This window comes from Parabacteroides sp. KHUB-01, from assembly GCF_056640935.1.
Genome location: NZ_CM153256.1, coordinates 2,005,501 through 2,017,349 on the forward strand (window position 1 = coordinate 2,005,501; position 11,849 = coordinate 2,017,349).

General features: G+C 35.7%; 11 protein-coding genes. All 11 read right to left on the minus strand.

Annotation, left to right across the window (positions count from 1 at the left end; all coding sequences use genetic code 11):
- Window positions 1-26: 26 nt before the first annotated feature.
- The 11 genes from ACYIAR_RS08795 to ACYIAR_RS08845 all read right to left on the minus strand — a co-directional run bounded on the left by ACYIAR_RS08795 (window position 27) and on the right by ACYIAR_RS08845 (window position 11,797).
- Window positions 27-794 carry a glycosyltransferase family 2 protein gene (locus ACYIAR_RS08795; protein ID WP_480328911.1) on the minus strand — a complete coding sequence of 256 codons (768 nt, stop codon included), beginning with the start codon at window positions 792-794 and terminating at the stop codon, window positions 27-29.
- Window positions 795-838: 44 nt separating this feature from the next.
- A complete protein-coding gene (locus ACYIAR_RS08800) occupies window positions 839-1,702 on the minus strand; it encodes an ion transporter (RefSeq protein WP_480333601.1) in 864 nt (287 codons plus the stop codon).
- 36 nt (window positions 1,703-1,738) lie between these two features.
- Window positions 1,739-2,995, minus strand: a complete 1,257-nt coding sequence (locus ACYIAR_RS08805) for a glycosyltransferase family 4 protein (RefSeq protein WP_480328913.1) — start codon at window positions 2,993-2,995, stop codon at window positions 1,739-1,741.
- 3 nt (window positions 2,996-2,998) lie between these two features.
- Window positions 2,999-3,982, minus strand: coding sequence for a glycosyltransferase (locus tag ACYIAR_RS08810; protein WP_480328915.1), 984 nt, complete (start codon window positions 3,980-3,982; stop codon window positions 2,999-3,001).
- The gene (locus ACYIAR_RS08815) at window positions 3,961-4,875 is read right to left on the minus strand and encodes a hypothetical protein (protein WP_480328917.1); all 915 of its coding nucleotides are present in this window, start codon (window positions 4,873-4,875) and stop codon (window positions 3,961-3,963) included. Before ACYIAR_RS08815 ends, ACYIAR_RS08810 begins: the two co-directional genes overlap by 22 nt.
- Window positions 4,872-5,750 carry a glycosyltransferase family 2 protein gene (locus tag ACYIAR_RS08820; RefSeq protein WP_480328919.1) on the minus strand — a complete coding sequence of 293 codons (879 nt, stop codon included), beginning with the start codon at window positions 5,748-5,750 and terminating at the stop codon, window positions 4,872-4,874. The genes ACYIAR_RS08815 and ACYIAR_RS08820 overlap by 4 nt, the downstream gene beginning before the upstream one ends.
- Before the next feature lie 7 nt (window positions 5,751-5,757).
- On the minus strand, window positions 5,758-6,603 hold the full coding sequence (locus tag ACYIAR_RS08825; RefSeq protein ID WP_480328921.1) for an O-fucosyltransferase family protein: 846 nt from the start codon (window positions 6,601-6,603) through the stop codon (window positions 5,758-5,760).
- 1 nt (window position 6,604) lies between these two features.
- Window positions 6,605-8,044: a lipopolysaccharide biosynthesis protein gene (locus ACYIAR_RS08830; protein ID WP_480328923.1), complete on the minus strand. Its 1,440-nt coding sequence runs from the start codon at window positions 8,042-8,044 to the stop codon at window positions 6,605-6,607.
- A gap of 183 nt (window positions 8,045-8,227) precedes the next feature.
- A complete protein-coding gene (locus ACYIAR_RS08835; RefSeq protein WP_480328925.1) occupies window positions 8,228-9,541 on the minus strand; it encodes a UDP-glucose dehydrogenase family protein in 1,314 nt (437 codons plus the stop codon).
- A gap of 104 nt (window positions 9,542-9,645) precedes the next feature.
- Window positions 9,646-10,674, minus strand: a complete 1,029-nt coding sequence (locus ACYIAR_RS08840; RefSeq protein WP_480333603.1) for a Gfo/Idh/MocA family protein — start codon at window positions 10,672-10,674, stop codon at window positions 9,646-9,648.
- Window positions 10,670-11,797, minus strand: coding sequence for a DegT/DnrJ/EryC1/StrS family aminotransferase (locus ACYIAR_RS08845; protein ID WP_480328927.1), 1,128 nt, complete (start codon window positions 11,795-11,797; stop codon window positions 10,670-10,672). Before ACYIAR_RS08845 ends, ACYIAR_RS08840 begins: the two co-directional genes overlap by 5 nt.
- Window positions 11,798-11,849 lie beyond the last annotated feature (52 nt).

The following is an 11,849-nucleotide window of genomic DNA, read 5'->3' on the forward strand; positions in this document are numbered from 1 at the left end:
TGTTTGTTTTTAATTAATTGCTTTTATTATATGACCTTCTTCGTCACCCATTTCGCATAATAGAAACGAACGGCAAACCAAAGATGCATAAGCATGGTTGCAAATGTACCATAATAATTACACATAATTGCATAACGTTCTTTCAAAGAAGCCTTTCTTTGCTGACTGCTTAGTCCGGCTTCCAGGAAATTACTTAAAGTAAGACGAGTGTTGAACACTCTTTTCGAAGCTTTCAACACGCGGATACACCAGTCATAATCGGCGCAAAGCGGATAAGACAGGTTATATGAATCCGTAACTGCCTTTCTTGCTATAAAAGATTGATGGCAAACCAGCATTCCCCAACGGAACTTCTGCCAGGTAAGACGTCTCGGAGCCTTCAAACGGCGCATTCCTATTATTTTTCCGTCTTTATCGGCTATTGCAGTCTCTCCATATATTACATCAGGCAGATTCTTCAACTTTGACATTTTCTGTACCATAAGCTGGATTATGTCAGCACTAGGCAGATTGTCGCCGGCATTCAGAAACCATACATAATCACCTGTGGCATTTTGCAAGCCTTTATTCATGGCGTCGTACAAACCTTTATCCGGTTCGGATATCCAATAGGTAATTCCAGATTCATATTGACGGATAATATCCAATGTCTTATCCTTGGATTTTCCGTCTATTATTATGTATTCAATATTTGGATACGACTGACTGAGAACACTCAATATAGTTCTCTCAAGCCATTGCTCTGCGTTATATGTTACAGTAATTATGGAAAACTTTGGTGATATATTATTCATAATATTCAATTATACAAAAGTTTGAGTGGCGAAGATAATCAAAATTACTCTTCCATATCAGGCAAGGAAGGCAGTTTTGTTCCGCAATTCTGACAATAATGAGCTTCTATATCATGACCGACACGGCCACAGCCGGGACATTTCCTGTTCCGTAGCTTTTTCTGTTGGCTCACCATTGTTGCCGATACAATTCCTGTTGGTACAGCGATAATCGTATAACCAATAAGCATTATAATAGCAGAAATAAAACGTCCTATTGGTGTTACTGGTGTTATATCTCCATATCCAACAGTTGTCATCGTTACTATTGCCCAATAAATACTATTCGGAATATTATTAAACTGCGAATTTGGTTCTGTTCCTTCAAATATATACATAATCGTTCCCATGGATGTCACAAGAATAAGCACGAAGAAAAAGAAAACCGAAATCTTCGGTGCACTAATCCACAAAGAACGTAAGAGCAGATTTCCCTCATTTATAAAGTTAAACAGCTTGAATATTCGGAATATTCTTATCAGTCGGAAAGCACGTATAACCAAAAGATATTGCGCTCCGGTAAATATCAGACTTAAATAAACCGGTAATATCGACAATAAATCCACTATCCCGAAAAAACTGAGGATATATTTCCTAGGTTTGGGCGAACAATATATTCGTACAAGATATTCGAAAGTAAAAAAAGCCGTGAACAAATATTCCAAGGCACGCAAAATCCAAAACGAAGTGGAAGTGAACCAGTTCATACTGTCCAATATAATCACAAGGACACTGGCTATAATAAAACATACAAGAACCAGGTCGAACAACCGTCCTTTCTTGGTATCAGACTGGAATATTATTGTATATAATTTCTTCTTTAATGCCTGATTACCTAAAAATCCCAAGCACTTAGCTTTACATTTCAAAATAAAACCAAACATAAATTGCGAACCTTAAAATATTTATCGTTTGCCTGCAAGCAAACGCTCATACAAAGCTATATATTTCTGCGCAACAATATCTTCAGAATAACAAGAATTTACCTTATCAACACAAGCCGTAGATATTCCTTCTCTGTCCGGATTATCCAAAATCCATCTTATACCTTCAGCCAAATCCTCTGCAGATTTATACTTAGCCACATATCCGTTCTTTTTATGGTCTATCATTTCAGGAATTCCTCCAATCTCAAAACCTACGCATGGAGTTCCGCATGCCATGGATTCCATGATGGTGTTGGGGAGATTTTCCTCCAACGATGAAGTTACAAACAAATCAACAGCATTATATAAATCTGCAATTACCGTTTCTTCGGTTAAATATCCCATTGGATGAATTGGTACAGGTATTAACTGCTTAATCTCAGACTTTATATTACCAAATACCACCAATTCTAAATCATCTTTACGAATAAACGATAAAGCTTTCAACAAATAATCTACACCTTTTCTGGTATCAGTAATATTCAATGCTCCAAACAAAAGTAATTTCTTGTCTAAAGGCAAATTAAACTTACGTCTGGATTCATATTTATCCTTTCTCTTGAAAATACTTTGATCCACAGTATTTGGTATATCCAATACATTCTTATTGATTAATAAAGCACTTTCTTTTGCTCTCCCAGTAAGCCACTTACTACAACCAACAAAAGTGATATCCGCATCCTTATATATTTCTGCTTTATTCAAGAATATTTTAGTTGACAAATCATTACCTGATTTATTACCTAAATAAAAACAAGAATTGCATTTCTTATGATACTTATTACAGTCACGTGCATGATGACAAATACCAGTGCAAGGCCACATATCATGCATTGTCCAAACTATAGGTTTACCTAATGCTGATAATTTTCTTATATCTGACAAAGAAAGAAATCCCTGATTTATCCAATGTAAATGAATAATATCAGCATTTCTCACTTCCTCCATCTTACTGATATCTGTTCCTGTATTTGCTATTGAAACACGAAACAAATCAGCTCTATTTAACTTATTGAACAGAAATATTATAATACGCTCAAAATAAAAACGGAATTTGTTTATTTTCCGCCTAAGCCAAGTATTATTTACCGTAATATATTTATCATCTCCCTCCGATTTGTCTCTTACAAGCATAGATGTGTCTATACCATTCCTGATAAGGGATGATCTTAGACGATCGGCGGCAACGGCGGCTCCGCCGGTGCGGGATGAGGTGTTAAGGAGTAATATTTTCATTATTTACTTTCGATAATTCTTTGACATATATCTAAAATAATCACTACAAGATATAGGGAAAAATAATGCTCTCATAACTGATAGAAAAACATTCTTTTCTACAGTATGAAAAATTCTATTTCTTAGTTTAACACATTTTATTTGAAGCAACACAAAATATAATATTGAAGATTTACTATGATATTTTGCTAATGCTTTTGCGTTTCTTAAAGATTTAGTATCCGTTTCAATCTCATTCAGAAAAATAGATAATGTAGTAAAGTATTCTCTAATTATAGGATATAATTCTACATAAAACAAAAATGTTCTTCTTATAGAATAAAAAATATTCAATAAAGTTTTATTATAATTTTGTGCAGGGCAATAAGTTGCAGCCAATATATGACGTCTATTATTAACTAGCACTTTATCACAAAATTGTACTTTTTCATAAGCTGCAGCAACTATCTGAATAAGCTTATCATAAGTATAATAATTCATCCATTTATCCAAATTTGGTATCTTATCTAATAAAGATCTTTTTATTAACAAAGTGTGTCCAGGAGTCATCCCTACATACATCATTCTTTCTATGGTAAAATTCGGAATTCTAGAATCAAAATGAACTTTTATATTTTCACCAGTAGCAAATGGCCTTGAAAATCCTGAAGACAACCAATTCTCTCCAATAGAATTTAATTGTGTTTCTATTTTATCTAATTCCCAAATATCATCTTGATCTGATATTGCGATATATTCTCCTTTTGCCAAAAGCATAGCTGAAAAGAAATTTCCATTTATACCTTTTTTCTCTTTATTAATATTTAAACGTATATATGGATATTTTACCAAATATTCCTCTATAATCTTAATAGTATCATCTGTAGAACCATCATCTTGAATAATTATTTCATATAAAGGATACGTTTGATTAACAATAGAATCAAGTTGTTCTCTAATATATTTAGCACCATTATAAGTACACATTACAACAGACACTTTCTCCATAGTAATAAATATCTTACCAACCTCTTATAAGAAAAGAAGTTATTTTTAACTGCCTTGTTATTAATCTCTTTATTATTTAGAATATATTCCGGATGATTCAAAGGAAACTTCATTTCCTCAGATTCCACGTACAACTTATCAGCCTTTTTGGTTGTGTGTGTTGCATTAGGATCACCCAATCCTATATTCGTCACCATATTAACAGACGGATATATTGAAAGTTGGTTTTGTAATCTCAAACTATAATAATAGAAAACTCCCCAAGGGTTCAAACCTCCTTTATGAGACAATGCATCAGGTATAAAACTTGAGAAATATATCTCTTCTAATTTATTAGAGAAGAGTGATGAATGTCTTTGAGGATACTTGTTCCAAAATGGAAAATCAACATTTACATTTTTCCAAACCCTGCGCCAAGTTGCCCATCCCCAAATATGAGTTATATTACAAAAGTCATAACTATATCCATCTTTTACTATTCCTGGTAAAAAACAATTACCTCCTATATGCCCAATTCTTTCATCGTCTTTATATTTTATCAAAAGCTCCTCACAAAAACGGAAAAACGATAAATCAGGCAAACAGTCATCCTCCAATATAACACCATATTCTTCTTGCTCAAAAAACCATGTAATAGCAGAAGATATAGCCTTTTTACATCCTAAATTTTCGTTCCTAAACAATGTCTTAACCTCACAAGGCCAATCCACAGAATCAATTATACTCCTTGACTGACGACATAATTCTGCCTCTTCATCTTTTCCTGGCCTAGGAGCATCAGCCGCAACATATAACCGGGAAGGTTTTATTTCCCTTATTCGCTCAAATACGACTTTTGTTGTATCCGGGCGATTGAATATTAGGAATAATATTGGAGTGTTGTACATTTTCATTTTCTTTTTCCAAAACGTGACAAGATAAAATCTTTTACACCAGAAAGATACGCAAATAATAAATCATATTGCTTTTCTTTGATGTATTTTAATGAATTATGAGGCACTATCAATAATATATGATATAAAATTGCATAATATCTTTTCCATGCCTCCAGATTTCGTCTGTATAATAATAATCTGTTCCTAGAATTATAATAACAAACCAAAGGAGAATTCTTACCCGTACTACAACTACCTATATGCAAGAGTTCCACATTAGGTTCATATAACAATTCATAACCCGCTTTTTTTAAATGTAAAGACAAATCTATCTCTTCTGAATATAAGAAATACATTTCAGGCCATCCTCCAACAACAGATAATGCTGTTCGTCTTATTAAGACAGCTGCTCCATGAATAAGTGAAGTTTTTTCTTTAACTTTACTATTTTCTCCAAGAATATTAGTTCTATAATGAATTCTCATCAGATACTTATCCAAACTATCACAACCAAGATAGTTATAAGAGCCATCTTTATTAATTATTTTAGGAGATACTGCTCCGATGGAAGAATCCTCTTCCATATCTTCTAATAACAGAGAAAAACAATCTTCTTTTATTATTACGTCATTATTAATAAAAAAAAGATATTCTCCACTAGAATGTAAAACACCTAAATTATTTCCACCTGAAAAGCCTAAATTATTATTACTTCGAACAAACTTAACCCATGGATATATATTTTCTAAATATTCTATTTCATTTTTTTCTGATGCATTATCCACAACAATAACTTCCCAATCCTTTTTCTTATAATTAGATAAAGAATCAAGAAAACTCCTAGTAAATAGCCAAGAGTTATAATTTACGGTTATTATTGACAACTTACACATTTACACATCAATTTATCTTTATTATTTCCAAAGGTATACCTTTTAATCGTGATGCCAAAATAGAATAACTACTTCCTTTTGAGCCCAATATTTTAATTGTTGATGCCAACGAATAAAGTTCAACTAAAGCTTCAACAATTCCATCTACAGAACCTCTTTCAACTTTATTGTTTACGGTAAAAATTCTTTCACCAAAATGCTTAACCAACGTATTTTTTTCTTTTTCAGAATCCGAAGCCAGGTAAAACATTATATCAGGGTCTTTGTCTATTTCTTTTTCCATCTTTTCTATAAACAATGACAAAGGACTGTTTTTTATAGAAACAATATTATCCGTTCTTCTAATATGAACACCTATAGTTTTTCCTTTCTTCAAGCATGAAATCCTTTCATCAATTTTCTGTAGATTAGGTTTGGACGGCTCTAGCATATCAAACAGACATTCATATCCTGGTATTTCACCCCAATAAACAAGATAAGGATTTACCGATTCATCCAACCATTTAGGTATAGGTCCAGAGCCTCCATTATCATATATCCTTTTCTCATAAATCAAATTATCAAATAAACATCTTTGAATAATTCCTGGTAACCACAGGTTCCTTTTTCTAGGTCTGTCATATATATAATGATACCATTTGGCATCAATAACCTTTACATTATTAAGAGAATCTGATATATTAAATAAATCATGAAAATTAGCGCCCATTCCCCAATCTCTAAACCAAAGGATTTTAAGATTAAAGTCTTTACGCAGACAATAATTTATAGACGAAGTTATTGCCAACATTCTGTTCCCTAGTCCTCCTATTGGAACCAATGTTAATTCTTTATTATTAGAATTGAATATCATCCTATCTGTTTTTCTTCAACAAATACCACAAACATTCCTTAAACGTCACAGAGCGGCTAAGCCACATTACCATAACATACAACAAAGATGCTACTAGTATTTTGGCAATGATTAATATATATATGTTTTCTATTGCCTTCGTCACATACCACGTTGCCAACATAACAAAAAAAGCAATAACGGCAAAAGCTCCTATATCCTTTAGTGCATGAATCAACGGTAATCGTATTTCCTTAAATAAAAAATAATGCCAAACCAGAAGCCATAGAACATTTAACGCAACATAGGCTTTTATCATCATAGCTATTCCATATGGATAAAGCAGTAAAATCAAAGCAAGTTGTAATAACCCTAAAACAACTGTATTCCATAAATAAATATCTGATTTACCTTTACTCATCAACAAATTGGAATACAAACTGACTATCGGAAAAAAAGCTCCTCCAATAGCCAATACCTGCAATATCAATGCAGAAGGCAGCCATTTGTCAGTAATCATTATTGTTATCATCTCCGGAGCAATCAAGGCTAGGCCAAACATAGCCGGGAAAGAGATAAAAGATGTGAATCGAAGCATTTTGCGAAAAGCTCGTCTTTGACGCTCCGTATCATCAGATATTTGCGAGAACATCGGTAATGCAACACTTCCAACCATCCCTGAAATCAGTGAATGTCCCATATAATTCCATTTGTTTGCCTGATTATATTGTCCGACTTCATTCTCTGTATAATATCGACCAAGCACAATAGAAAATATATTATTGTTCAGATGAATAAAGATATTTGTAAACAACAATTTACTACTGAATCCTATCATTTCTTTTATTGGGGAGAAATCAATATTAAAAGATGGCCTCCAAGGACATAGGAACCAATATATTATTGTCAAAGTCAATATATAAACGATACTCTGAGTTGCAATTCCCCAATATGAAAACCCATTATATGCCAATATTATACCAACCGTTCCAGATACGGCTAAAGCAACAAACGTTGCCAATGCTTTCTGCTTAACCTGCATATTTCGGAACATATAAGCACTGGGCACCATACTTAAACTTGAAATAAAAAAGCCTATAAACAAATATCTTGACAATGGTATAAGTTCTGGTGTTTTATAAAAATCAGCTATTAAAGGAGCTGAGAAAAATAATATCCAATACATGCAAAAACTCAACCCTGAGCTGAACCAAAATACAGCATTATAATCTTTTGATGTAACCTCAGCTTTTTTAGCCAAAGCAACCGTAAACCCACTCTCCTGCAGCGACGCCGCTATCAGCGAGAAGATAGTCAACATCCCCACCATTCCATAGTCCGACGGTTCCAGAAGGCGGGCAAGAAATATACCAAAAAGGAGATTCAACAACTGTTGTGTGCCGTTATTGATAAGTCCCCAAAACAATCCTTGAGCGGTCTTATTTTTTAATGAATCTCCCATTTATACGATATGATGTCTTTTGAATATTTTCAAGATTAATTTGTAGTTGACCAAAGACTATTTAAGTCACACTCGTGACCTAATCAGGTCACAGCCGTGATTTAATTTCGCCACAGCTGTGACTTAAATAAACCACAACTGTAGCAAAACTAGAATATAAAGATATAATTATTGTCTATTTTATTATTTACCAATACAATGGTATTCGAAACCATATTCTTTCATCTCCTCTGCGTCATAAATATTGCGTCCGTCAATAACCAGAGGGTTTGCCATAAGCTTATGTATTGCAGTCCAAGACGGAAGGCGGAACACTTTCCATTCAGTAAGCATCAATAAGGCATCTGCCTCAACTACTGCATCATACATATCTTTGGCATATTGTATGGAATCGCCCAATCGTCTTTGGGCTTCCGGAATAGCAACAGGGTCGAACGCCGTAACAGTGCATCCGGCTTCCAATAGCTTTTCAATTACGACTAATGAAGGAGCTTCGCGCATATCATCTGTTTCCGGCTTGAAAGCCAATCCCCATAGTGCAATCTTTTTACCTTTAAGATTATCGCCAAGCTGTTTCTGCAATTTCTTGAACAAAATAGATTTCTGCTCATTATTAACATCTTCTACGGCTTGAAGGATTCTCATCGGATAGCCATTATCTCTTGCTGTTTTCACCAATGCTTTCACATCCTTAGGGAAACATGAACCGCCGTAACCGCAGCCGGGATAAAGGAAACGCGAACCGATTCGGATATCCGAACCTATTCCCTTTCGGACCATATTTACGTCTGCACCAACAATCTCGCAAAGATTGGCAATATCATTCATAAAGCTTATTCGTGTTGCCAACATTGCATTTGCCGCATATTTAGTCATTTCGGCTGAAGGGACATCCATAAATATGACACGGAAATTGTTAAGCAGGAACGGGCGATAAAGTCGGCTCATCAAATCTTTTGCCTTTTCAGACTCAACACCGACCACGATTCTGTCCGGACTCATAAAGTCCTTTATCGCAGCTCCTTCCTTAAGGAATTCAGGATTTGAAGCTACATCGAAAGTCAAGTCAGAACCACGTTTGTCCAATTCCTCTTGTATTGCTGCGCGGACTTTCTTTGCAGTCCCAACTGGAACTGTACTCTTAGTCACAACCAGCAAATGTTTGTTCATATAGCGGCCCACAGTGCGTGCCACTTCCAGAACATATCTCAAATCGGCACTGCCATCTTCATCCGGAGGCGTACCAACTGCACTAAAAACTACTTCAACCTCATTCAGGCAAGACGATAAATCAGTCAGAAAATGCAAACGTCCGGCTTCCTTGTTGCGCAGCACCATTTCTTCCAATCCGGGTTCGTATATTGGCAAAATACCTTTATTCAGATTATTTATTTTCTCTGAATTTACATCAACACAAAATACTTCCGTTCCCATCTCGGCAAAACATGTGCCGCTGACCAAACCAACATATCCTGTTCCTACTATCGCTATTTTCATTTTCAGTATTTATTTTAGTTGACGAGTTGACAAGATAACTAGTTGACAAGGTGTTTTGATATTATCTCCTGATGTCTTGTCAACTCGTCCCCTCGTATCTGTTATCAATTTTCATTTTTACTCGCCTCATACATGCGAGTAATGATATCCACAACCTTCATTCCTTCAAGAACATTGGTTGTTATAGGCTCGTTATTTCCTTCCGAAAGGACTTCCACCACATTGCGGATAACGAAATTATGATTCTGAGCCGAACCTTTGTAAGGCCCGTAATCATTTCCCGGATTGGTTGGAGCCAGTTCCGGCATTTCATAATCCTTGATATGGCAATATTCCACTTCGTTCATATACTGACCGCCAATTTTCACGCTACCGTTTTCGGCAACAATCAGAATACTGCTTTCCATATTCTTACCCCAAACAGATGTTGAGAAGCAAAGATTTCCCATTCCACCGTTTACGAAATCGAACGATACAATACCTGAATCCTCAAAATCTGTAGTCTCAGAATGATTGAAGTCTCTCATTCTAGACTTGATATTAGTTATATCACCGAAAAGCCAGTACATTATATCAATGAAATGAGAGAATTGGGTGAACAATGTTCCTCCGTCCAAATCCTTCGTTCCATGCCAGCTTTCAGGTTTGTAATAGCGTTCGTCGCGGTTCCAGTAGCAATTAAGCTGAACCATATATATTTTCCCAAGCTTTCCGCTTTCTATCATATTCTTTATCCACACAGAAGGAGGAGAATATCTGTTCTGCATGACACAGAAAGCTTTCTTGTTATATTTTAGAGAAGTAAATATAATCTGCTCAGCATCTTCCTTGTTTAAAGCCATAGGTTTTTCAATCACCACATGATAACCTGCCGACATTGCCTTTATTGCCATCTGTGCATGATATCCGTTAGGCGTACAGATATTAATAACATCAACATCTGGACGCGCTTCAATCAGCGAATCAAAAGAAGAATAAAAATCTGCATTATAAGCCTCTATTCCTAAAGATTCTTTCGGCTTGATATCACATAAAGCTATCAGCTCAGCACCGGAATCACGGGTAATCATTTCAGCATGGCGTTTACCGATGTGACCGCAGCCAACAACAGCAAAACGCACCTTGTTGCTAATTCTGTCCATAACTACAAATAGTTTCAATAATATAATCCACCTCATCGTCTGTCATTTCCGTATGAATAGGCAATGACAACACCTGCTGTGTAAGCTTGTCTGCAATCTGCAGAGAGCTGCCTTTTCTGGCAAATCCATAAAAAGCTTCCTGTTTCTGCAACGGCAGAGGATAATAAATCATAGAAGGAATACCTTTCGATTTAAGATAATCCTGCAATCCGTCTCTCATCCCTTCTTTAACTTTCAATGTATATTGATGATATACATGGGTTGAGTACGAACTTACTGACGGTATTTCCCACATCGGATTTCCGCTCAATGATGCGTTGTAACGCTTCGCCACTGAAATTCGAGCTTCATTAAACTCATCAAGATGCGGCAATTTTGTTCTTAACACAGCAGCCTGCAATGTATCTAAACGAGAATTGCAACCTAATATTTTATGATGATACTTTATTTGTTGTCCGTGCGATGCAATCATCCTCATTCTCTCAGCCAAACGGTCGTCCGAAGTCATCATCGCTCCACCGTCTCCGTAACAAGCCAAAGGCTTTGACGGGAAGAATGATGTTGTTCCGATATGCCCTATTGTTCCTGCCATTTTCCTTGTTCCATCAGGGAACGTATAGAAAGAACCCATTGACTGGGCATTATCTTCAACCACATATAGTCCATACTGTTCAGCAACTGCCATGATAGGTTTCATGTCGCAACACTGGCCAAACAAGTGAACAGCAACTATAGCCTTAGTTCGAGGAGAAATAGCTCCTTCAATAAGATTTGGATTAATATTGAATGTTTCCGGATTTACGTCCACCCAAACAGGAATAAGCCCAAGCAAAGCTACAACTTCTGCTGCTGCCACATAAGTAAAAGCCGGAACAATAACCTCATCACCAGGACGTAAGTCGAGAGCCATCAATGCTATCTGCAAGGCATCCGTTCCGTTTCCACACGGCACGACATGCTTCACACTCATATAATCAGCCAGTTCAGCAGAAAAATCCTTTACTTCCGGGCCGTTTATGAATGCACTGCTGTCAATTACCTTTTGCATTGCTCCGTCAATTTCAGATTTTAATCTGAGATATTGGCGGTGCAAATCAACCATTCGTATTTCCATAATTATAAGGGGAATTAAGGACTCAAGGAGTTAAGAAGTCAAGGAGAGAGTT

Bases quoted from the DNA above. Each gene is read 5' to 3' on its own strand.
- ACYIAR_RS08795 (WP_480328911.1), bottom strand. From the start codon at position 794: ATGAATAATATATCACCAAAGTTTTCCATAATTACTGTAACATATAAC.
- ACYIAR_RS08805 (WP_480328913.1), bottom strand. From the start codon at position 2,995: ATGAAAATATTACTCCTTAACACCTCATCCCGCACCGGCGGAGCCGCC.
- ACYIAR_RS08810 (WP_480328915.1), bottom strand. From the start codon at position 3,982: ATGGAGAAAGTGTCTGTTGTAATGTGTACTTATAATGGTGCTAAATAT.
- ACYIAR_RS08815 (WP_480328917.1), bottom strand. From the start codon at position 4,875: ATGAAAATGTACAACACTCCAATATTATTCCTAATATTCAATCGCCCG.
- ACYIAR_RS08820 (WP_480328919.1), bottom strand. From the start codon at position 5,750: ATGTGTAAGTTGTCAATAATAACCGTAAATTATAACTCTTGGCTATTT.
- ACYIAR_RS08825 (WP_480328921.1), bottom strand. From the start codon at position 6,603: ATGATATTCAATTCTAATAATAAAGAATTAACATTGGTTCCAATAGGA.
- ACYIAR_RS08830 (WP_480328923.1), bottom strand. From the start codon at position 8,044: ATGGGAGATTCATTAAAAAATAAGACCGCTCAAGGATTGTTTTGGGGA.
- ACYIAR_RS08835 (WP_480328925.1), bottom strand. From the start codon at position 9,541: ATGAAAATAGCGATAGTAGGAACAGGATATGTTGGTTTGGTCAGCGGC.
- ACYIAR_RS08845 (WP_480328927.1), bottom strand. From the start codon at position 11,797: ATGGAAATACGAATGGTTGATTTGCACCGCCAATATCTCAGATTAAAA.